Here is a 20,718-nt window from a genome sequence, read left to right as displayed (position 1 = left end):
CGTGACGGCAAGCACTTTGCTTTGGGGGCACCTCAGGGCGTGATGCGCGCTCCGGCCTTCTTCATCTCATCGACGAGCTTTTTGGAAGCATCGTCGATGGCGTTCCCGTCGATGAAAATCTGGCAGTACGGCGCCCATTCACGTGGGCCGTCGTTGTCCTTTTTCCACATGCGGTGCAGAGGGGTGAGGTCGGTGATCTGGTTGTTTTCGAGAAAGAGAAACTGCAGCTCCGTCAGGGGCTCCAGCGGCGAGATGTCCTTCACGCCATTGCCTTTGAGGGAGAGCATGGAAAGCCACTTCATGCCGCCGATGCCGGCGATGTTGTTCACCTGATTGCCTTCGAGATACAGCGTCCACACCTTGGGCAGCTTGAACAAGGACGTGGCGTCTTTGATCTGGTTGTTCGCGAGGTAGAGGGAAGTCAGGGATTGGATGCCGCCGAGCGCGGAGACGTCCGTCACCTTGTTGCCGGTGAGCTCGATGTATTGCAGCGCCTTGCACGCGGCCAGCGGCGTGATGTCGCTGATCTGATTGTTGGAGACATCGAGGAACTGCAGGCGCTCCAGACCTTTGATCGGCGCGAGATTGGTGATCTGGTTTTCCGGCAGTGTCAGGGAGGCCAGGGATTTGCATTTTTCCAGGCCGGTCAGGTCCTTGATGCCCGCCTTCTTGCCTTCAATGATGGAGACTGTCGCCACATCTTCCGCAGTGATCACTTCCTGATTGTCGCGCTTCGCGAACACCTGCTTTCTCACGGCGGCTTCGAGCGCCTTGTCAGGGAAAATGGCCACGGGCTTGGGTGCCGGTGGCTTGGCAGCGGCGGGAGCAGGTGTGGCTGGAGGAGCTGCGGGCTTTGCTGGAGGAGCTGCGGGTTTGGCTGGAGGTGTGGCTGGCTTGGCGGGGGCAGGAGTGGTTGCAACCGGGGCTGGTGCAGGTTTCGCAGGGGCCGCCACAGGTTTGGTTTCGGGCTTGGCAGGGGGAGTGGCTGCCACAGGCTTTGGCTCCACCTTGGCGGGAACTGCGGGAGCAGGCTTCGTCTCTGCCTTGGGAGCAGTCGCCGGTGGTGCCGGTGCTGGCTTGGTGTCTTGAGCGTGAAGACTGAGGGCGAACAGCGCGGGGAGGACGAGTCGAAGTTTCATGGCTGGGGAGATGTTAAGGCCATGATACGTAGAACGCAGGTTGCATGTTCAGCAAAAATCGCCTCTCTCTTGCATTCATGGTCAACGTTATTGTCATCCTCGAGATCGATCCGCTGAAGATCGATGAGTTCCTCGCTGTCATCCTCGAAAACGCCGCCGCTTCGCGTTTGGAGCCGGGCTGCCTTCGTTTTGAAGTCAGCCGGGACAATGAGCAGTCCAATCTTTTCGCCCTCAGCGAAAGCTACGTGGATCAGGCTGCCTTTGATCTGCATTACACCACCCCACATGTGGCGAAGTGGCGTGCGAAGGGCCCGGGTTTCGTGCTCAAGCGCTGGGCGGTGAAAGGGCCGGTCTATTAGAATGTCGGCCCGGCCTGCTTGATGCCAATCACCATCGAATCCGGGCCCACCAGGTGCTCCACGCGGCAGTGGGTGAAGCCGGCCTCCTGCATCCAGCCGATGCAGTCTGCTCCGGTGTAGTCAAAGCCGCCGGGGGTTTCGATGAGCATGTTCAGGCTCATGAGCAAGCCAAAGGCATTCTCCTTGCGCGCATCATCGATGATCGAGTCATACACCACCACGGCACCGCCCGTGGGCAGTGCGGCGTAGGCCTTTTGGAGCAGCATGCGCTTCGTTGCCAGATCCCAGTCATGCAGGATGTGGCCAAAGAGAAGCACGTCTGCTTTGGGCAGTTCATCGGTGAAGAAGCTGCCGCCTGCAAAGCGCACCCGGGCACCCAGTTCGTTTGAGGCGATGTACTCTTCGAAGATGGGCCCCACTTCGGGCAGGTCAAAACCGATGCCTTGCAGATGCGGCTGTGCGAGAGTGATCTGCGTCACCAGATCTCCCTGCGCGGTGCCGATGTCCGCACAGCTCCGATACTCACCCCATGGAAACTTCTGCGCGATAGCCATGTTGGCACCACGGCTCACACCTGACATGGCGCGCAGGAATTCGCGCAGCTTGGCCGGATCGGCATAGAGGGCGGTGAAAGGGTCATGCCCGCCTTTGGATTCGTTTTGTGCTTCTCCGGTGCGCACCGCTGTCGTCAGGCTGCCCCAGTATGGGTAGAGACGATGGTTGGCCATTTCCAAGATGCCGCCGATGTAGGAGGGCTTGGACTTGTCCAAAAACAGCTCGGTCTCGGGTGTGTTGCGGTAGATGCCATCATCTCCACGCTGGATGAAGCCCAGGGCCACCAGTGCATCGAGAAAGTCTCGTGCGCCACGTGGATGCAGTCCGAGCCGTCCTTGCAGCGTGGTGAGGTCACCCGGGTGCTTCGCGAGTTCGGTGAAGATTTCCATTTCCACTGCGCTGAGCAGCGTCTTGGAGCTCCAGAAGGCGAGACCGGTGTGCAGGATGTGATCAGGGGTCAGATTCATGGCTTGGATGAGTTCGCCCGATTGTGGCAGACAGCGTAGAATCGTCATCAAAATTTTACCGAGCTCATGCAGTTGCTGAGCTTTACAAAATGGCGGCAATTTATTCATCGCGTTTATTGAGGTGGCTCCTATCATCGGACTCATGAAATCGTTCTTGGTTGTCCTTGGTGTTGTTGCAGTAATTGTCCTGACAGCCATGGCTGGCTACAACGGTCTTGTTTCGGGCAATCAGGCCGTCGAAGGGCAGTGGGCGCAGGTGCAGAACGTGTATCAGCGGCGGGCCGATCTGATCCCGAACCTCGTGAAGACGGTGGAAGGCGCGGCGAATTTTGAGAAAAGCACGCTCACGGAAATCACCGAGGCTCGCGCATCCGTCGGCAAGGTGCAGGTCAACAACGCACCGTCCGATCCGGCGCAGTTTGAAGCCTTTGAAAAGGCTCAAGGCGCGTTGGGTGGGGCTCTGAGCCGGTTGCTCGTGGTGGCGGAGCGTTATCCCGACCTCAAGGCGAATGCGGGCTTCCTAGCTTTGCAATCCCAGCTGGAAGGTACGGAGAACCGCATCGCGGTAGAGCGTGGGCGCTTCAACGAAGTGGTGCAGAGTTACAACACCAAGATCAAGAGCATCCCTGCCGTGTTTTATGCAGCGGCGCTCGGCTTCAAGGAGCGGCCCTACTTCCAGGCGAAACCCGGCTCTGAGGAGCCGCCCAAAGTGGATTTTAATTTCGGTGGCAGCGCTGCCCCCAAACAGCCGTGAACAGACTGGCCTCATCCTGGCTCGGCACGCTGCGGCTCGCATCCACCATGCTGGTGCTTGCCGTCACGGCTGTGGTGGCCGCTGAACAGCTGCCGGACAAGCCCGCGCGATTTTTCAATGATTCCACGGGCGTCGTGGACCATGCCGTGGCGGACCAGTTGAACGAGCGTCTGGCGCAATATGAGCGTGAAAGCTCGAATCAACTGCTCGTGGCCATTTATTCCCGCATGCTCACCGATTCGAGCCTGGAGGACTACTGCACACGTGCTTTTGAGAAATGGGGCGTGGGCCGTGCGGATCGTGACAATGGCGCGGTGCTGTTCGTCTTCATTGAGGATCACAAGATGCGTATTCAGACGGGCTACGGCTTGGAGGCAAGCCTGACGGATGCGGAGTGTTTTCGCATCATCGAGGGCATGAAGCCGTTTTTTCGAGCCAAAGATTACACCGGCGGGGCCAGCTTCGCGGTGGCCGCAATGATCGAGGCGACGAAGGGTGAGTATCAGGGCACTGGGAAAACCTTGGCTGAGTCCGATGGCGATCCGCAGGTATGGGTACTGATTCTTTTCCTGATCTCCATCGTGTTCAGCATCGGCCTTTATTTTTATTATCAAATGCGGGGTGACCATCTCTATGACGCCAAGGGGAGGCGTCGCGTGCGCAGGGGGCAATCTTGGTACAATTGGAACTGGAGCAGCAGCGGCAGCTGGAGCAGTGGCGGTGGCGGATGGAGTAGCGGGGGCGGAGGAAGCGACGGCGGTTCCTCATTTTCTGGGGGTGGTGGCAGCACCGGCGGAGGCGGTGCCAGCGGAGGATGGTAACCATGAACGCGAACCAATTCATCGCCACGATTGTGGATGAGCAGGTGATCCGTGCGATCCAATCTGCTGAAGCGCGCTCCAGTGGCGAGCTGCGCGTGTTTGTGACGGACAAGTCAGTGGAGCACCCCATTTCAGAGGCATGGAAAACCTTCGAGCGCTTGAACATGCGAGGCACGGCGCAACGAAATGCCGTGCTCATCTTTGTGGCCCCCCAGGCACGCAAGTTTGCGATCGTGGCTGATGAAGGCATTCATCACTTCTGCAAAGAAGCGTTCTGGAACCAGCTCGCCCATCAGTTGTCCGAAGGCTTCAAGGCGGGCGATTACACAGGTTCACTCGTGCGACTGATTGATGACATCGGTCAGGCGCTTGCAGTGCATTTCCCCCGTCTGGAAAACGATGCGAACGAGCTGCCAGACGAAGTGCTGAGAGACTGAGGCAGGTTATTTAACCTCAAGTCCGGCTTTCATTTCATTCACCAGCGGCTGGAGGAGGCTGAGCAAAGGAGTGAGTGCATCGGTCAGTTCACTCTCGGCTGCATCCCAGCCCAGACAAAGGGACGCACCCTGCACCTGCAGCTCAAGGCCGCGATGGTAGTGCAGACTGTCGCAGGCGCGCACACCGGGATTCACCGGGATTTTCAGTGCATTGAAAGTGTCTTCAATCTGAGTGGCGAGAGCCTCCGGCAGTTCAAGCTGATGCCAGATGGTGATCGGCAGTTCCGGCATGTCATGAGTGTAAAAAATCACCCGCTGATCACTGTTTTCCAGCCTGGCAAACACATGAAAGCGGCGCCCCTCCTCGCTTTCAGCGTAGCACTCGCTGTAAATAAAAAGTGCGGTATGGGGAATAGAGGGCGGTGTCATTGGGCCGAGTTTGAGTCAGCCAGGCAGTGGTGCAACTGGAACCCCAACTCATCTGGGAATGGATCACGCCCTATTTCCCCACCGCTCGCTTCAGCGCATGCTGAGCCTTGTTGAAGTCGGTCACGGCCATGACGCGGCTCTGGCGGGCGCGGGTCAGTTCTTCGCGGGCGAGCAGGTACTCCAGCACGACGCCGACCTGGCTGGCCTGGCGTTCCTTGGCCAGCTTGGTCATTTCTTCGGCGGCGGCCACGGCTTCGTCGTTGATCTTGATCTGATCGTTGGCGGACTGTGCACGCGTGGCGGCTTCGACGACTTCACGACCCACGGCGGCCTTGACCTGGCTGGTTTGCAGCGAGGCGCTTTCTTCACGGGCATCTGCCAGCTTTTGACGCTGACGGTCAAACAAACCGCCGGGGCCGATCTTCCAGCCAACGCCGAGGTAGTAATCCTGCTGGCTGCCGAAGTTACCCCACTGATTGCCCACGCCCGGACCTCCGCCTAATCCGCCGGTGGTGTAGCCCGCCTGCACACTGGGAATCAGCGGCGCGACATGGGCACGATCTTTTTCCGCGCCCATCGAGCTGTGAATGGCCTGTGCCGCTTGAATTTCGGGACGGTGCTGCTGCGCGAGTGAGATCAGGGTGGCTACGCCTCTGCCGGCCATCATCTTAACGGGAACGAGATCCGACTTCGCTGGACGCAGCACGGCATCGGGCGTGAGGCGGAGGATTTCAGCGAGGCGTGCGACAGCGAGATCGCGCTGCTCCTCGCCCTGGCGGATGGAGAGCTTGGCGCGGCTGATCTGGGACTTCACGCGCAGCAGGTCGGCACGGAAGGCGGTGCCGGCAGTGACGGCACCCTCAAGCTGCTTGCCGTAGTCTTCCGTGAGGTGCAGGTCATCTTCGATGATGGTGAGCGTGGCTTCAGCGGCGAGCAGGTCGTAGTAGCGCTCCACGGACTGCGTGACGATGTCGATGCGAGCCTTTGCCGCGAGGTGCTCGGCGGCGAGAGCACGCTGCTTGGCGGCGAGTGCGGAATAATAAATGTCTCCGGGAGACCAGTCGATCATGGCGCCGGTGCCGACGTTGTACTGCTGCTTGTTCGCGTTGAAGACATTGCCCGCGATGTCCTGCAAACGGCCTTCATGACCGCGATACCCAGCCCCGAGACTCAAGGTGGGCCAGAAGCGCTGCCAGGCCTGCTTCGATTCTGCCACAGCCTCATCATGCCTGGCACGGGCGAGCTGGATCTCGTCGTTCTTCGCGCCTGCGAGGCGCATGACGGTGCGGAGATCGACGAAGGCGGGCTCGGCGGCATTGGCCAGCGTCGCGATTAACAGAAAGGAAAGGAAGAGTTTCATGGCTTCGCGATAGTGACAGGTTGTTTGTCGGTGAGCAGCGTGGTGCCGGGCAGCAGGATCACGTCATCTGCTTTGAGTTCGGGAATCTCGACATTCGTGCCGTCGTTGAAGCCGGGCTTTACGGCGGTCTTCATGGCCTTGCCGTCCACATGCTTGAAGACAAAGGCGTTGGTCTTTTCCATCACCAGTCCGGCGACGGGGATGAGGGTGGCCTTGTCGTGTTTTTCGACGGCGATCTTCGCCATCGCATACATGCCGGGACGGAGCTTGAGCTCGGCGTTTTTGAGGTCGGCTTCGGCGAGCATGGTGCGGGTGGCGGGATCAAGGGCGTAGGCGATGCGTGAGATGCTGGCCTCGACCGGGGCAGGGCCGCTGGCATCGATCTGGGCTTTCACGGGTTTGCCGACGGCGACGAGCGAGGCCTCCATCTCGGTGACGGGAATCTGAAGGCGCAGTGTGCTGGCATCCATGATCTCCACGATCTTGCTGGTGTGGGCGGTGACGAGCGCGCCGGCATCGACATGGCGCGCGGTGACGATGCCATCAAAGGGGGCTTTGATTTCGGCGAAGGCGAGCAGCGTGGTGATGCGGTCCATACCTGCCTTCGCGATGGCCAGCTTGGCCTCCGCATCCTCGACGGATTGCGGCAGGACGATGTCGGGGGATTTGGCGCGTGCTTCTTGCATGCGCTTGGATTCAAGGCTGGCCGCAGCGACTTCGGCTTTGCTCTTGGCGAGGTCGGCCTGGAGTTCGGGGACTTCGATGCGGGCAATGACCTGGCCGGCTTTGACGGTATCGCCCTTGTCCACGCTGATGGCTGCGATGTAGCCGGTGACTTTGGCGTTAAGCATCACCTGCTGCCATGGGGCGAGCGTGGCAGGCAGGGAAACCCAACGGTGGATGGTGCCGGTGGTGGGCTTGGCGACGGGCAGGTCCACGGCGAGAGCGGTGGAAGTGAAAAAGAGAAGGATCAGGAAGCGCATGGAAAAAAGGGAAATGGGAGTGGAGATCACGCAAGGTCGGTGGGTTCCAAAGTAGCGGTTTTGGCGGTCTTGCTGGCGAGCAGCGCATACACGGCTGGCAGCACGAGCAGCGTCGCGAAGGTGGCGAGGGCGAGGCCGCCGATGGTGGCGATGGCGAGAGGGCTGGTCTGGGAGCGGGCTAGGGCCATGGGGATCATGCCGGCGATCATGGCGAGGGTGGTCATGAGGATGGGACGCAGGCGCGTGGTGGCGCTTTCCAGCGCGGAGTCGCGCTTGCTGAGGCCGGTGAGCTGGGCGCGATGGGCGAAGGTGACGAGGAGGATCGCATTGGCGACGGCGACGCCGACGGACATGATGGCCCCCATGAAGCTCTGCAGATTGAGCGTGGTGCCGGTGAGCATGAGGGCCAGCAGGACGCCAAGCAGCGCGGCGGGAATGGTGGTGAGCACCATGAAGGCAAGGCGCACGCTTTGGAAATTGGCGACGAGGAGCAGGAAGATCGTCACGATGGCGATGAGCAGGCCGGTCTGCAGGCCGCCTTGGAGCTCTTTGAGCGGAGGCACCTGACCGCGCAGGGTGACGCTGACACCGGCGGGAGCGGGATTTGCGGCGATGACTTTTTCGACCTGCCTGGCGACGACGCCGAGCGGCTGGTCATGAAGATTCGCGGTGATGGAAACCGTGCGGGCCATGTTGTAGCGGTCATACTGGCCGATGACGCTGCCTTCGTTGATTTTGGCAATGTTGCGCAGCGGCACCGGTGGTCTGTTCTGCGCGGTGACGGGCAGGTTGCGCAGGTCTTCGAGGCTTTTCATCAGCGTCTGCGGCACCTGGACCTGCAGCGAGTAGCTGACACCGGTCTTGGTGTCGGCCCAGAAGTTTGGCACGGTGAAGCGGCTGCTGGCGGTCGCGGCTACAAGGCTGCGGGTGGCGTCGCTCATCTTCACACCGAGGAGGCCGGCGCGTTCGCGGTCGATTTGCACATCGACGCTGGGATAGTCGAGCGTCTGGCTGAACTGCACATCGCGCAGGTCCTTGAGTTCAGCGAGCTTGGTTTTGAGCCGTTCCGCATGCGCACGGCTGGCGGCGAAATCCTTGCCGCTGACGGCCACTTCGATGGGCGTGGGCGAACCGAGGGCCATGACGCGTGAAACGATGTCCGCAGGCTCAAAGGAGAACTGCACCTGCGGGAACTCGGCAGCGAGGCGCGCGCGCAGTTTCTCACGCAACGGAGAGACGGCTAAGCCGCTGCCATCCTTGAGCTGGATCTGCAGGATGGCCTCCTCAGGGCCGCTGTTCCACTGGTGGATGAGATTGACGGGATAGTTCGGGGCATGCACGCCGACGAGGCCCATGCTGATGGAGACTTTGTCGGGGCCGCTTTCCTCACCGATGATCGCCAACGTGCGCAAAGCGATCTGCTCGGTGGTTTCAAGCCGCGTGGCGGTGGGGGCACGCAGGCGGAGCTGAAGCTGCCCGGCGTCGATCTGTGGGAAGATCTCCGTGCCGATAAAGGGAAGCAGGATGCTGATGGCGAAGATCACGCCGCCGAGGTAGGCGGGAACGAGGATGTGGCGTGTGGTGAGCGAGGGAAGGAAAATCCAGCGCAGTGCGGATTCGCCTGCGGGTTTGGCTTTCGATTCGGCACGTGGTTTGGAGTGCCACCAAATGTTCAAGATCGGCACCAGCGTGCTGGAGAGCAGATACGAGGCGATCATGCTGAAGCCCACGGCGAGCGACAGGGGGAGGAAGAGCGCCTTGGCAGCACCCGTCATGAAGAAGCTCGGCGCAAAGACGGCGAGGACGCAGAGCATGGAAAGCGAGCGCGGGCCGATGGTTTCTTCGGAGGCGTCCAGGACGAGGCGGGCAAGCGAACGGCCTCCGCCCTGTTTCAGATGGCGGTGGATGTTTTCGATTTCCACGGTGGCCTCATCCACCAAAATGCCGACGGCGAGCGCGAGGCCGCCGAGGGTCATGAGATTGATCGTGTAACCGCCGATCCATAGCGCGAGCACGGCGGCGGCGATGGCGAGGGGGATGTTCAGCACGACGATGAAGGCGCTGCGCAGATCCCGCAGGAAAATGAGCACCATCAGGCCGGTGAGCGCGGCACCGAGGATGCCCTCTTTGACGAGATCGCGGATGGCGCGGATGATCCAGGGGCTTTGATCAAACTCGAACGTGACGTTGATGTCCTCGGGGCAGGCCGCCTTGAATTTGGGGATGTTTTGCTTCACCAGTTCGACGACGCTGAGCGTCGAGGCATCGCTGCGTTTGGTGACGGGCATGTACACGGTGCGCTTGCCGTTCACCATGGCGATGCTGTACAGCATGTCGCTGCCGTCGCTGACTTCGCCGATGTCGCGCACATAGACGGCCCCCTGATCCGTGACCTTCACGGGCACAGCGGCGAGGTCTTGGATGTTTTTGACGACGGCATTCGTGGGGACGATGGGGAAGCTGTGGGGGAGTGAGAGATTGCCGCTGGGGCTGATGGTGTTGGCGGCGGTCATCGCAGCCACGACGTCATCGGGAGACAGGCCGTAGGCGCGCAGGCGGTCCGGCTTCACATTGATCAGAATGGTGCGCGCACTGCCGCCGAAGGGGGGAGGGGCGGAAACACCGGGCAGCGTGGCAAAAAGCGGGCGCACCATGTTGAGCGCGGCGTCCTGCATCTGACCGACGGTGCGGTTGGGGTTCTCCGTGGAGAAGACGAGATTGCCCACCGGCACGCTGCCTGCATCAAAGCGCGTGACGAAGGCGCCAGGCGTGCCCAGCGGCATGAAGGAGCGTGCGCGGTTCACATACGCGATCGTTTCTGAGAGCGCTGCGGACATGTCCGTGCCGGGATGAAACTGCAGCTTCATGATGGAAGCGCCCTGAATGTTCTTGGACTCCACGTGCTCAATGCCGGCGATGTAGAGGAAATGGTACTCGTAGTAGTAGGTCAGGTAGCCCTCCATCTGCAGCGGGTCCATGCCGCCATAGGGCTGTGCGACGTAGATGGTCGGGATGCCCAAGGCGGGGAAGACATCGCGCGCCATTTTGTCCTTGGCCTGCCACGCGCCGAGCAGGATCGCCACGACGATGACGATGACGGTCCAGGGGTGGCGGAGGGCGAAGCGGGGAAGGGACATGCGGGGTGAAAAGACGGAGGACTAAAAAGGGGGGGATAACTCGCCGGGCGAATAGGTTCTATCATGCATTAACCCTGTCTGAAAAAGCCAGTTATATCATTCGATGAAAGGGATTCAGGCGAAGTTGCCAAGGGGGCTCTCGAACGATCCGCCTTGCGCCTGCCATGTGCAGGCTGGAAGATCGGTGCATGAGACACTCTGAAAATCACCGTGCGCATCGCATTGGCTGGCTGCGTGCCGCTGTTCTGGGGGCCAATGATGGCATTGTTTCCACGGCGAGTCTGATTGTGGGCGTGGCGGCGGCGGAATCGAGCCCGAGCAATGTGCTGGTGGCAGGCATCGCAGGATTGGTTGCCGGAGCGATGTCGATGGCGGCGGGCGAGTATGTGTCTGTGAGCTCCCAGTCGGATACGGAGCAGGCGGACATGGCGCGAGAGCGCAAGGAGCTGGCCGAAGATGATGTGAATGAGCATGCCGAGCTGGCGGCGATCTATGTGAACCGTGGGCTTGAGCCGGAGCTGGCCAAAGAAGTGGCCGTCCAGTTGATGAAGAAGGATGCGCTTGGCGCGCATGCCCGCGATGAGCTGGGTATTTCTGAAGCACTGGCCGCCCGCCCTGTGCAGGCGGCGTTTGCCTCGGCGGCTACTTTTGCCGTGGGGGCCGCGCTGCCGCTGCTTTTGGTCTTGGTCGTGCCTGCTTCCGCACTCGTGTGGACGGTGTCGCTGAGTTCACTGCTGTTCCTGGGGCTGCTGGGCGCTCTGGCGGCCCGGGCAGGTGGCTCGCCGGTGCTGAAGTCCGCCTGGCGTGTCACCTTCTGGGGAGCTCTGGCGATGGGGCTGACGGCGGGTGTGGGGGCGTTGTTTGGTGCGGTGGTTTGATCAACTGACGAGTTCGCTCAGGCGAAAGCGAGTTGTTTGACGAGACCCAGGAGCGCGCAGGCACCGATGACGGGCATGAGTCCGGCCTTGAAGCGCTGCATGGCGATGAAGGCGGCGATGGCAAGCACGGCGATGAAGGCATCAAAACCGCCGCTGGCAGGCCATAACGCGTGGGTGGTGAATTTCACGCCGAGATTGAGGATGACGCCGACGACTGCGGCGGTGATGGCGGTGAGCGCGGCGCTGAGGCGGGGCTGCTCGCCGAGTTTCTCAATATGTGGCGCACTGAGGAAGATGAAAAGAAAGCAGGGAATGAAGGTGACCCAGGTGGTGATGAGCGCACCGGCTGTGGCACCCGCGAAAGGGGACAAGGCACCTGGATGCTGCCAGCCGCCGACGAAGCCGACGAACTGCAGCACCATGATGAGCGGTCCGGGGGTGGTCTCCGCGAGCGCGAGTCCGCTCATCATCTGCGGATGGGACAGCCACCCATGAATCTCCACCGCCTGCTGCGCGACATAGGGCAGCACCGCATATGCGCCGCCAAAGGTGACGAGCGCGGCCTTGCTGAAAAACAAGCCCTGCTGCGCCTGCGTGCTGCCCCAGCCGAGCCATGCTGCGAGGGCGAAGACTGGCAGCCACCAGAGCGTGAGGCACAGGGCGGTGATGGTGAGGGTGCGCGCCCAGGTGGCCCTAGGTGCAGGTGGCAAGGTGAGGGAGTGGACGTCGTCCTTCGCTGCGCCGTGGCCTTTGCCAGCGGGAAACTGTTTGGGCAGCACTCGATGGCCGAGGTAGCCGAGCAACGCTGCCCCGAGCACGATGAGAACGAAGGAAACCTGGAAGAAGTAGATGGCGACAAAGCTCAGCGCGGCCACGAGCCAGAGCGTGGAGCTTTTGAGCGCCTTTTTGCCGATGCGCAGCACAGCCTCTGCCACCACGGCGATGACCGCGCCGAGCAGGCCGTGGAAAATAGCTGCGAGCCATGGCAGGTGCCCGCCTGCCATGTAGAGCCAGCTCAGGCCGAAGAGGATGAAGACGGAGGGCAGCACAAACAACGCTCCCGCTGCGATGCCGCCCTTCGCGCCATGCAGCCGCCAGCCAAGATAAGTGGCGAGCTGCTGGGCCTCAGGACCGGGCAGGAGCATGCAAAAATTCAGCGCGTGCAGGAAATGGGTTTCACTGATCCAGCGGCGCTTTTCGACGAGCTCCTTGTGCATGATGGCGATCTGGCCTGCCGGACCGCCGAAGCTGATGCAGCCGAGCTTGAGCCAGTAGCGCAGGGCCGTGGCAAAGGTGGGCATGGAGGGCGATGTTTCAGCGTGGCTCATGGACGCCTCCATGCCAGAGGGGGCATCTTTGATCAATGGGGGATCACTCCGTGTGGCTGCTCCGGTCCTTAAAGCAGTTCTCGAAAAGATTGTCCTATGGATCCGGCGAGCGCAGCGGCCCCAGTGGCAAGGAGAGTGCGCCGCCTGCTATTAGGAAATAACAGGCAAGCCCACGACGCAGCCAATGGGGCCGCTCCGCCGCCCGGGCGATGTGACAAGATTTTTGAGAGCTGGTCTAAAGCAGCACGTTGTTTTCGGGCTGCAGCTTCGGGGGCAGCTTCTTTTCGCCAAGGATCTCGCGGACATCGATCTCGATGTTGCGGCAGATGGTGGAGATGGGGGTGTCGTTGACGGCGTTGTCGAAGGGGTTTTCGCTGAACTCCCCCGTTTGCTCCATGGTGTAGAAGATCCAGGAGATGAGGACCGAGAAGGGGATGGTGAGCCAGACTCCCGGGCCTCCCGCAATGGCGCTGAGATCCTTCAGCAGTCCAAAGGGCAGCAGCAGGATGAAGATGTGCACAAAGATGCGGCTGAAGATATTGTACTGACGAAAGAGCGGGGTGGTCTTGATGCGTTCGCAGCCGCCCTGAAGATTGTGGAACTCAGTGACGAGGCGCATGAGCTCGATGTGTTCGAAGGGATCGAGCGCGCCCTCGCGCTTCAGCCGGGCCAGGTGCTCGGCATGGACCTTGAGGAGCATGCAGGCGGGATTGTTGAGGCTCTTGAGGTGGTCGAAGTAAACCATCTTGTCGTGCTCTCCGAGGATGCGCTCCAGGCCTTTCTCAAACTCCTCCAGCTCGTGGCGCTCTCCGGCAAAGGTCTTGTGGAGGTTTTGCTTGCTGGTGGCCCATGGGATGGTGCGGCGCAGTTGCAGACGAAGGATGTTGATGAAGGAGAGGTGGCGGTAGGCGGCCTCGCGCACTTCCTCCGTGGCGGCGGGAAGACTGGCCTTCAGGTGGGCGACGAAGCTGCGGGAGGCATTGGTGATGCCACCCCACAGGCGGCGGGCCTCCCAGAGGCGGTCAAACGCCTGGTTGTTCTTGAAGCCCACAAAGAATGCCACGGCGGTGCCGATGGTGCCGATGGGCAGGAAGGGAATGGCGATCCAGCGGAGTCCGGCAAAACGATAGAGAACCACCGCGAAGGTGCTGATGAGCAGGGACTCGATGAAATTGCGACGCGCGAAGTGCCAGAGGAAGATCAAACGGAAGTCTTTGCCGACGTACATTGTGTGCTGATGCGGTTGAGGAACTGAGAAGGGCAGAGGCCGAAACAAAGCACGCTGAATGCCAGCCGAGGCTTCCGTGATGAGGCGCTCTATACGATGTCAGGCGCATGCTGCGCGACCAGTTTTTGCGACATGCGACATGCGCCAAGCGGCAGCTCCGGGAGCTGCCGGCGCACCGCGCGGCCTTCCTGCGTGGTAATGACCGCCGCAACCTACCTCAAATAGATGAACTCGTTGCTCATCATCAGCGCCTGGCAGAGCAGCGCCCAGGCTTCCTTCTCGCGCTTGGTGGAGTCCTGCTGGGTGGAATTGAGCGAGGCATCGGCGGCGGTGAGATAGTTCTCTGCACGGCGCAGGTCTTCGGCGGTGGCTTCACGGGCAAAGGCGAGGCGGTAGGCGGCGCGCAGGCGGGCTTCCTTGTCGGCGGAGAGTTTGAACACGCGTTCGGCGAAGCGTTGCGCCGCGCTGGTGGCGAGGTCGCTGTTCATCAGGAGCAGGGCCTGCGGAGAAACGACGGAGCTGTAGCGCAGGCCGGTGCTGGTGGAGGGATCCGGGTAGTCGAACTGCTGGAAGAGGTCGTAGAGATTGTTTCGGATGATCGGCATGTAGAGCGCACGCCGCGTGCTGCCGTAGGAGGTGAAATCCTTGGAGGTGTGATTGAAGACGAACTCGCGGTTGCGGCGCGGGATGGTCTTGCCGCCGATGGTGGTGTCGAGGTTGCCGGCGACGCTGAGCAGGGCATCGCGGATTTCCTCGGCTTCGAGGCGGCGCACAGGGAAGTGGTGCAGCAGAAGGTTTTCGGGATCAGCGGCATAAGCCGCTGCCGAGGTGGCGGAGCTCTGCTGATAGGTGCGCGAGCTCATGATGAGGCGGTGCATGTCCTTGAGGCTCCAGCCATTGCTGGTGAACCAGCGGGCCAGCCAGTCAAGCAGGGCAGGGTGCGTGGGCTGCTGGCCGAGGAGGCCGAAATTGTCCGTGGTGGGGACGATGCCCTGGCGGAAGTGCCAGGACCAGATGCGGTTGGCCATGACGCGTGAGGTGAGCGGGTGCTCGGGGCTGGCGAGCCAGCGGGCGAGCTCCAGACGGCCGCTTTGATTGGCGGGGAACTCCGGCTTGGTGGTAAGTGATGCCTGGGCGACCTGGATGAAGCCGCGTGGCACGGGCTTGCCCAGCGCGAGGTGGTTGCCACGAATGTGGATGGGCAGCTCTTTGACGATCTTCGGTGCTTCGGCCACGGCGAGCGTGGTGGGCAGGTCGGGGAGATTGCTCTCCGTGGCCATCATGGTGTCCTTCAGGGCGCGCACTTTTTCGGCCACGTCCTTGGGGAAGAGGATCATGGGCTCCGGCGGCAGGGCCAGGAAGCCTGCGGGGGCATCCAGGGCGGCGCGCGCCTGATGCAGCAGCGAGTCTTCGGAGGCGTCTTTGGGTTCTGCTTTGGCGGCCGTCTTGGGTTTTGCTTTCGGCGCAGGAGTGATCTTTTCTGCGGCGGCAAAGAGGGCGCTGTAGTAGCCACGCAGCGGCTGCACATCTCCGGTGCTTTTCAGCGCGCTCTGCCAGGGCTTGAAGAAGGGCAGGTTCTCATTCGCGGCGAGGTACACGCGGCAGTTGAGCAGGATATGCGGGCGCAGGCCGAGCGGCTCCGCCACCGGGCGCACCTGGCTCAGGGTGGGAGTGGCTGGCAGTTTGGCTGCGGCCATCAGGTAATCGACGGCGTGCTCACGCACCTCCTTGCGCAGGGCGGTGATGGCGGCGCTTTCGGCTTTGGAAACGGCGGCTCTTTGATCCTTGCGGATGCGTTCGGAGGATTTGACGGCGGCAAAGTCTTCCAGCGAGCCCATGGGGGCCTCATAGGCGGTGCTCAGCGCGCCGATGCGGTCCACGCTGAAGCTCTGCGTGCTCTTGAAGATGGCGGCGAGCGAGTAGTAGTCGGCGGTCGGGACGGGGTCGAATTTGTGGTCATGACAGCGTGCGCAGCCAAGGGTGAGGCCCATGAAGGCGCGGCCCATGACGTCGATCTGCTCATCGATGACGTCCATGGCGAGCTTGTCCTTGTCCGGTTCAGCGAGCACCTTGGCACCGAGATTCAGGAAGGCGGTGGCGGTGATGTGTTCTTTGCGCGCGGCGAGGTCCTTGGCCTCCAGCAGATCTCCGGCAATCTGTTCGGAGAGGAACTGGTCGAAGGGTTTGTCGGCGTTGATCGCCTGCACCACGTAGTCGCGGTAACGCCAGGCCGTGCCGAGCGCGATGTTTTCATCGAGGCCGTTGGAGTCCGAGTAACGGGCGACGTCCAGCCAGTGGCGGCCCCATTTTTCGCCGTATTGCGGCGAGCGCAGCAGGCGGTCCACCACTTTGGCGAAGGCATCGGGGGCGTTGTCAGCGAGGAAGGCCTCCACTTCCTGCGGAGTGGGAGGCAGGCCGGTGAGGTCGAAGGTGGCGCGGCGGATCAGCGTGCGTTTGTCCGCAGGAGCCGCGAGCTTGAGTCCTTTTTCAGCGAGTTTTTCGCTGATAAAAGCGTCGATGGGATTGGAGGCGTCGGCTTTGGGGACGGGTGGCGCCACAATCGGGCGGAAGGCCCAGTGCTTGGCGCCTTCCTTAAGATCAATGACACGTGGGGCGCCCGGTTTTCCGGACGCGACGGCTTCGCGCGGATCTGGCGCGCCCATCTTCACCCACTCTTCCAGAGTCTTCACTTCCGCCGCAGGCATGGCACCTTTGGGCGGCATCTGCAGGTCCTGGTTTTGATAGCGTATGGACTCGATGATGTGGCTCTTGTCGGGATTGCCCGCGACGAGGGCCGGGCCGTTGTCGCCGCCTTTGAGAATGGCCTCGCGGGAATCAATGAAGAGGCCGCCCTTGCCCTTGCCGGATTCGACGGAATGGCACTCGTAGCAGCGCTTGATGAGGATGGGGCGGACGTTCTTTTCAAAGAAAGCGATCTTCGCGTCATCCGCAGACGCGGCCACGGCGGCGCTGCCCGTGTGCAGCGTTAAAAGCAGGGCGATGGAGAATGGGGCTTTCATGAGACAGCAAAAATACGGCCAGAAAGCAGCGCTTCTTGCCGAGGGATTGACTTCGACTAGGCTGCGGAATGTCCCCTGTACTGAAAACTCTGGCCGACCTCGTACGCATCAACAGCATCAACACCTCCTATGAGGGTGGTCCCGGTGAGGCGGAGGCGGCGGCCTACGTGCGGCGTTTCTTTGAGGAGCGTGGCATCGAAGTGTGGGAGCAGGAGGTGTTTCCGGGGCGCAACAATGTGGTCGCGCGCGTGCCGGGGCGCGATTCCTCGCGGCGCATCGTGTTTGAGGCGCACACGGACACGGTTTCCATCAAAGGCATGACGATTGATCCCTTTGATCCGGTGGTGCGGGATGGAAAACTCTACGGGCGTGGCTCGGTGGATGACAAGGCGGGACTGGTGGCAATGATGCACGCGGTGGCGGACATTCACGCCAGTGGTGAACCGCCCCCCTGCGAGGTGTGGCTGGCGGCCGTGGTGGATGAGGAGTATTCGTTTCGCGGCGTGGTCAAACTTTGCGAAGGCCTCCAGGCCGATGCCGCCGTGGTGGCGGAGCCGACGGAATTCAAATGCGTGATCGCGAGCAAGGGGGTGCTGCGCTGGCGCATCCGCACGAAAGGAAAAGCAGCTCACAGCTCCAAGCCGCATTTGGGCATCAATGCCATCACCGCGATGTCGCGCATCGTGCTGGCCTTGAATGAAGACCATGAGCGCATGCAGCACACCCAGCATCCGCTGCTGGGGCCGGGCACCTGCAACGTGGGCGTGATCCATGGCGGCGTGCAGGTGAACTTTGTGCCGGACGAGGCGGTGATCGAAATCGACCGCCGTCTGCTGCCCGGTGAGGAGGTGCCGGACGTCCTGGCGCACTACCAGGTGCTGCTGGATGCGCTGATGAAGCGGCACCCGGATGTGCTGGCTGAAATGGAAACACCGATGCTGCAGGACTGGCCCTTCCAGACGGATGAGAGCGCACCGATCGTGAATCTCGCACGTGAAGTGCTGGGCGAGATGGGCCGAGATAATGGTGTCAGCGGTGTGCCCTTCGGCAGCGATGCGAGCAAGTTCTCACGGATGGGCATTCCCACGATTTTGTTTGGCCCCGGCAGCATCGATCAGGCGCACGCAGCGGTGGAATACGTGGAGTGCGCGGAAGTGGAAAAAGCGCTGGCGTTTTACACCCAGATCGCGCGGCGGTTTGTGTGAAATCCGTGTGCCGTTACGAAAACGACTTCCGCAGATGGCTTGGCAGGATGTTCAAAGCTTCGCGGTATTTCGCCACGGTGCGGCGTGCGACTTTGATGCCCTGGCCGTCGAGGAGCTTGGCGAGCTTGTCATCGCTGAGCGGCTTGTGCTTGGGCTCGTTCTTGATGAGTTCGGCGATGGCGTTCTTGACGCTGGTGTTGCTGAGGTCATCACCGGACTCAGTCTTCACGCCGTGGGAGAAGAAGAACTTCATGTCAAACACGCCATGCGGGGTGGCGATGTACTTGCCGGCGATGGCACGGCTGACCGTGGTCTCGTGCACGCCGACTTCATCGGCCACGGTGGCCATGTTGAGGGGGCGCAGGAAATTGGTGCCCTTCTCCAGGAACTCGCGCTGATACTTGAGGATCTGCGTGGCGATGCGGTGGATCGTCTGCTGGCGCTGGTGGATGGAGCGGATGAGGAACTTGCCGCTGCGGATCTTGTCGCGCACGTAGTTGCGCACCTCGCCGTTGTTGCCGGGCGCGCTGAGCAGATCCTTGTAGGTGTTGCTGATGCGCAGGTGCGGCAGGTCGTCATTGGTCATGACGGCCACCCAGTCACGCCCCTGGCGTTCCACCACGACATCCGGCGTGACGTAGTTGTTGGAGGAGACGGCAAAGCGCTGCGCCGGGCGCGGGTCCAGCGTACTGATGAAATCTGCGGCGCGTGAGATCTGCTCCAGCGGGACGCCGAGCTTGCGGGCGAGGATTGGGTAGCGTTTGTTGGCGAGGTCGTCGATGTACTGATCGACCAGCCGCCAGGCGAGGCTCTGCTTTTTGCCAAGGCGCTCAAGCTGCACCAGCAGGCACTCGCGCAGGTCTTCCGAGCCGACGCCCACGGGGTCAAAGCTCTGCAGCAGCTTTTTGGCGGTGATTAGAGTGTCGATGGGGATGCCGTGATTCAGGCTCAGGTCGTCGATGCGAGTGTTGAGAAAGCCGCGGTCATCCAGATTGCCAATGAGGAACTCCACCTGCGGGGCGAGGGTGGCCTTGGCGTCTGAGGTGTGAAGCTGGGAGAGCAGATGCTCCTGTAAAGTGGTGGGCGCCACGATGGAGTCCATGAGGAACTGCCAGCGTTCCTGGTCATCGCTGCGGCGGGTGGCGGTCTGCTGGCGGCTCTGCTGCCAGTACTCGCGCCATTCGTCATCCATCTGTGTCAGGGCGTCGATGTCGCTGTCGTCCACGCTGCGGTCATCGGGGTCATCGGGAATGGCGTCCTGGAGGGAAGTTTCCGGCGCTTCGAGTTCGAGCACCGGATTGATTTCGACCTCCTGCTGGATGATCTGGCGCAGCTCCAAAGTAGGAGCCTGCAGGATCTGCAAGCTCTGCTGCATCTGCGGCCCGATGGCGAGCTTTTGAGTCTGTAACTGCTGGAGTCCGTGGTCGGCCATGAATGGTTGTAAGACAGCCAAGCGCCGTCCTACCCTTTTAGCAAGCATTCTTCAGGCCATCACCGCGTTTATTTTCAATTTTGTCAAAAGAGCCGAGGCTGGCATAAAAGCAGAAACCCCGGCATGACCGGGATTTCCAAGAAAAAAGGGCGCTTTAGCGGGGGGAGAGGCGGCTGAAAAGCCTCAAGGCACCTCAAAAACCTTCTGCGTGGTGGGGTCCAGAGCGAGAGAACCGCTTTCGAGCCCGGTGATGTCGAGCTCTTTGTAAGGCGGGTAGGGGCTGATCACGCGCCCAGGCTTCGCGGTTTTCTTGCCTTTCAAGAACGACCCTGAAGACCCGCTGCCGGACGTGGTCGTGGGAAATTCCTTGGGGGCGGATTCGGAGCGGCGCGTGGTGGGTGCAGATGTCGGCGGAGGGGCGTCTGGCTTGGGTTCTTTTTTGGGTGCCACCGTGGCAGGTTTGCTCGTCGTCCTGGGAGTTGGCGGTGCGTCGTCCACCTTGGGAGGAGTGTATTTGCGCGTGGTGCTTGGGGAAGGAGTCCTGCCTTGCGGGGCGGGGGCAGGGGGCGTGTTTTTGCTGCGGCTCGTGTTTGGTTGCACTGGGGCCGGAGCGGTCGGCTGCTGCTGCGGTGGGTAGTTGTAACGCGGCTGTCCCTGAGGCTGCTGTTGCTGCTGCGGAGGATATTGGTAGCCGGGCTGCTGCTGAGGGTAGCTTGAACCGGGGAGGGGGTATCCCTGTGGAGACTGCTGCGGGTACGTGGGCGCTGCCTGCGGGCGCGGGGTGGAGTCCAGGCTGTAGCTGCCGCCGTTCTGACCGTAGCCCTGCGGTGGGTAGTCATAGCCGGTGGGGTCCTTTCCATAGAAAAGACGGCGTGCCATTTCGCTCATGCGCTGGCCAAACTTCGGCAGAAACTGCAGCGGGCTTTCATACTGCGGCTGGGGCTGCTGCTGCGGATAGCCGTAGCCTTGAGGTGCCTGCTGGTAACCTTGCGGCGCTTGCTGATAGCCCTGAGGCGGGCTGTATTGCTGCGGATAACCACCCTGCTGGGGATAGCCCTGAGGCTGCGGATAGTAGCGCTGCTGAGCCTGCGCCATGCCCGTGGATGCAGAGAGGATGGTGAAACACCAGCCCAGCCCAATCGAGCTGATCAGCCCCCTGCGAGTGGTTTGAGAATTCATAATGGTT

Annotated in this window: 17 protein-coding genes; 6 read left to right on the top strand and 11 right to left on the bottom strand. The window is 61.5% G+C overall.

Annotated elements, in window-relative coordinates; translation table 11 throughout:
* Positions 1-32: 32 nt before the first annotated feature.
* Positions 33-1,139 carry a leucine-rich repeat domain-containing protein gene (locus ACILSL_RS10370; protein WP_395731948.1) on the bottom strand — a complete coding sequence of 369 codons (1,107 nt, stop codon included), beginning with the start codon at positions 1,137-1,139 and terminating at the stop codon, positions 33-35.
* A gap of 77 nt (positions 1,140-1,216) precedes the next feature.
* On the opposite strand from ACILSL_RS10370, the gene ACILSL_RS10365 reads away from it, so the two are divergent.
* The gene (locus tag ACILSL_RS10365; RefSeq protein ID WP_395731947.1) at positions 1,217-1,498 is read left to right on the top strand and encodes a putative quinol monooxygenase; all 282 of its coding nucleotides are present in this window, start codon (positions 1,217-1,219) and stop codon (positions 1,496-1,498) included.
* On the opposite strand, the gene ACILSL_RS10360 is transcribed toward ACILSL_RS10365, so the two are convergent.
* Positions 1,495-2,520: a methyltransferase gene (locus tag ACILSL_RS10360; protein ID WP_395731946.1), complete on the bottom strand. Its 1,026-nt coding sequence runs from the start codon at positions 2,518-2,520 to the stop codon at positions 1,495-1,497. The genes ACILSL_RS10365 and ACILSL_RS10360 overlap by 4 nt on opposite strands.
* 142 nt (positions 2,521-2,662) lie before the next feature.
* Here ACILSL_RS10360 and ACILSL_RS10355 point away from each other — a divergent pair, with 142 nt between their 5' ends.
* The 3 genes from ACILSL_RS10355 to ACILSL_RS10345 are packed head-to-tail and all read left to right on the top strand — an operon-like array spanning position 2,663 to position 4,532.
* The gene (locus tag ACILSL_RS10355) at positions 2,663-3,274 is read left to right on the top strand and encodes a LemA family protein (protein ID WP_395731945.1); all 612 of its coding nucleotides are present in this window, start codon (positions 2,663-2,665) and stop codon (positions 3,272-3,274) included.
* Positions 3,271-4,095, top strand: coding sequence for a TPM domain-containing protein (locus ACILSL_RS10350; protein WP_395731944.1), 825 nt, complete (start codon positions 3,271-3,273; stop codon positions 4,093-4,095). The genes ACILSL_RS10355 and ACILSL_RS10350 overlap by 4 nt, the downstream gene beginning before the upstream one ends.
* 2 nt (positions 4,096-4,097) lie before the next feature.
* Positions 4,098-4,532, top strand: coding sequence for a TPM domain-containing protein (locus ACILSL_RS10345; RefSeq protein ID WP_395731943.1), 435 nt, complete (start codon positions 4,098-4,100; stop codon positions 4,530-4,532).
* A gap of 6 nt (positions 4,533-4,538) precedes the next feature.
* On the opposite strand, the gene ACILSL_RS10340 is transcribed toward ACILSL_RS10345, so the two are convergent.
* The 4 genes from ACILSL_RS10340 to ACILSL_RS10325 all read right to left on the bottom strand — a co-directional run bounded on the left by ACILSL_RS10340 (position 4,539) and on the right by ACILSL_RS10325 (position 10,441).
* Positions 4,539-4,961, bottom strand: coding sequence for a hypothetical protein (locus tag ACILSL_RS10340; RefSeq protein WP_395731942.1), 423 nt, complete (start codon positions 4,959-4,961; stop codon positions 4,539-4,541).
* A 70-nt stretch (positions 4,962-5,031) separates the two neighbouring features.
* Positions 5,032-6,321: a TolC family protein gene (locus ACILSL_RS10335; RefSeq protein ID WP_395731941.1), complete on the bottom strand. Its 1,290-nt coding sequence runs from the start codon at positions 6,319-6,321 to the stop codon at positions 5,032-5,034.
* The gene (locus tag ACILSL_RS10330; RefSeq protein WP_395731940.1) at positions 6,318-7,304 is read right to left on the bottom strand and encodes an efflux RND transporter periplasmic adaptor subunit; all 987 of its coding nucleotides are present in this window, start codon (positions 7,302-7,304) and stop codon (positions 6,318-6,320) included. The genes ACILSL_RS10335 and ACILSL_RS10330 overlap by 4 nt, the downstream gene beginning before the upstream one ends.
* A 26-nt stretch (positions 7,305-7,330) precedes the next feature.
* Complete coding sequence (locus ACILSL_RS10325; protein WP_395731939.1) at positions 7,331-10,441, bottom strand: efflux RND transporter permease subunit; 3,111 nt, start codon at positions 10,439-10,441, stop codon at positions 7,331-7,333.
* Positions 10,442-10,629: 188 nt separating this feature from the next.
* Between ACILSL_RS10325 and ACILSL_RS10320 the strand changes: the two genes are divergently transcribed.
* Entirely contained in the window at positions 10,630-11,319 is a 690-nt protein-coding gene (locus ACILSL_RS10320; RefSeq protein ID WP_395731938.1) for a VIT family protein, read from the top strand.
* A 17-nt stretch (positions 11,320-11,336) separates the two neighbouring features.
* Here ACILSL_RS10320 and chrA read toward each other — a convergent pair whose 3' ends face one another.
* From chrA to ACILSL_RS10305, 3 genes are all read right to left on the bottom strand, one after another.
* The gene (gene chrA, locus ACILSL_RS10315; protein ID WP_395731937.1) at positions 11,337-12,647 is read right to left on the bottom strand and encodes a chromate efflux transporter; all 1,311 of its coding nucleotides are present in this window, start codon (positions 12,645-12,647) and stop codon (positions 11,337-11,339) included.
* Between the two features lie 235 nt (positions 12,648-12,882).
* A complete protein-coding gene (locus ACILSL_RS10310) occupies positions 12,883-13,875 on the bottom strand; it encodes a bestrophin family protein (RefSeq protein WP_395731936.1) in 993 nt (330 codons plus the stop codon).
* A gap of 212 nt (positions 13,876-14,087) precedes the next feature.
* Positions 14,088-16,895 carry a PSD1 and planctomycete cytochrome C domain-containing protein gene (locus tag ACILSL_RS10305; RefSeq protein WP_395731935.1) on the bottom strand — a complete coding sequence of 936 codons (2,808 nt, stop codon included), beginning with the start codon at positions 16,893-16,895 and terminating at the stop codon, positions 14,088-14,090.
* A gap of 68 nt (positions 16,896-16,963) precedes the next feature.
* Here ACILSL_RS10305 and ACILSL_RS10300 point away from each other — a divergent pair, with 68 nt between their 5' ends.
* The gene (locus tag ACILSL_RS10300; protein ID WP_395731934.1) at positions 16,964-18,100 is read left to right on the top strand and encodes a M20 family metallopeptidase; all 1,137 of its coding nucleotides are present in this window, start codon (positions 16,964-16,966) and stop codon (positions 18,098-18,100) included.
* A 13-nt stretch (positions 18,101-18,113) separates the two neighbouring features.
* Here ACILSL_RS10300 and rpoN read toward each other — a convergent pair whose 3' ends face one another.
* Together rpoN and ACILSL_RS10290 are read right to left on the bottom strand one after the other, a co-directional pair.
* The gene (rpoN, locus tag ACILSL_RS10295) at positions 18,114-19,532 is read right to left on the bottom strand and encodes an RNA polymerase factor sigma-54 (protein ID WP_395731933.1); all 1,419 of its coding nucleotides are present in this window, start codon (positions 19,530-19,532) and stop codon (positions 18,114-18,116) included.
* Between the two features lie 183 nt (positions 19,533-19,715).
* Complete coding sequence (locus tag ACILSL_RS10290) at positions 19,716-20,711, bottom strand: hypothetical protein (protein WP_395731932.1); 996 nt, start codon at positions 20,709-20,711, stop codon at positions 19,716-19,718.
* Positions 20,712-20,718: the final 7 nt, after the last annotated feature.

It is taken from the genome of Prosthecobacter sp. (genome assembly GCF_044222345.1).
Taxonomy (GTDB): Bacteria; Verrucomicrobiota; Verrucomicrobiia; order Verrucomicrobiales; family Verrucomicrobiaceae; genus Prosthecobacter.
Note: the sequence above shows the minus strand (reverse complement) of the source record. Positions and strands in the feature narration are given on the sequence as shown.

Excerpts from the sequence above, each read along its gene's own strand:
- rpoN (WP_395731933.1), bottom strand. The coding sequence starts at position 19,532 with ATGGCCGACCACGGACTCCAGCAGTTACAGACTCAAAAGCTCGCCATC.
- ACILSL_RS10345 (WP_395731943.1), top strand. The coding sequence starts at position 4,098 with ATGAACGCGAACCAATTCATCGCCACGATTGTGGATGAGCAGGTGATC.
- ACILSL_RS10300 (WP_395731934.1), top strand. The coding sequence starts at position 16,964 with ATGTCCCCTGTACTGAAAACTCTGGCCGACCTCGTACGCATCAACAGC.
- chrA (WP_395731937.1), bottom strand. The coding sequence starts at position 12,647 with ATGAGCCACGCTGAAACATCGCCCTCCATGCCCACCTTTGCCACGGCC.
- ACILSL_RS10355 (WP_395731945.1), top strand. The coding sequence starts at position 2,663 with ATGAAATCGTTCTTGGTTGTCCTTGGTGTTGTTGCAGTAATTGTCCTG.
- ACILSL_RS10310 (WP_395731936.1), bottom strand. The coding sequence starts at position 13,875 with ATGTACGTCGGCAAAGACTTCCGTTTGATCTTCCTCTGGCACTTCGCG.
- ACILSL_RS10320 (WP_395731938.1), top strand. The coding sequence starts at position 10,630 with ATGAGACACTCTGAAAATCACCGTGCGCATCGCATTGGCTGGCTGCGT.
- ACILSL_RS10335 (WP_395731941.1), bottom strand. The coding sequence starts at position 6,321 with ATGAAACTCTTCCTTTCCTTTCTGTTAATCGCGACGCTGGCCAATGCC.
- ACILSL_RS10330 (WP_395731940.1), bottom strand. The coding sequence starts at position 7,304 with ATGCGCTTCCTGATCCTTCTCTTTTTCACTTCCACCGCTCTCGCCGTG.
- ACILSL_RS10340 (WP_395731942.1), bottom strand. The coding sequence starts at position 4,961 with ATGACACCGCCCTCTATTCCCCATACCGCACTTTTTATTTACAGCGAG.
- ACILSL_RS10360 (WP_395731946.1), bottom strand. The coding sequence starts at position 2,520 with ATGAATCTGACCCCTGATCACATCCTGCACACCGGTCTCGCCTTCTGG.
- ACILSL_RS10305 (WP_395731935.1), bottom strand. The coding sequence starts at position 16,895 with ATGAAAGCCCCATTCTCCATCGCCCTGCTTTTAACGCTGCACACGGGC.
- ACILSL_RS10365 (WP_395731947.1), top strand. The coding sequence starts at position 1,217 with ATGGTCAACGTTATTGTCATCCTCGAGATCGATCCGCTGAAGATCGAT.
- ACILSL_RS10325 (WP_395731939.1), bottom strand. The coding sequence starts at position 10,441 with ATGTCCCTTCCCCGCTTCGCCCTCCGCCACCCCTGGACCGTCATCGTC.
- ACILSL_RS10290 (WP_395731932.1), bottom strand. The coding sequence starts at position 20,711 with ATGAATTCTCAAACCACTCGCAGGGGGCTGATCAGCTCGATTGGGCTG.
- ACILSL_RS10370 (WP_395731948.1), bottom strand. The coding sequence starts at position 1,139 with ATGAAACTTCGACTCGTCCTCCCCGCGCTGTTCGCCCTCAGTCTTCAC.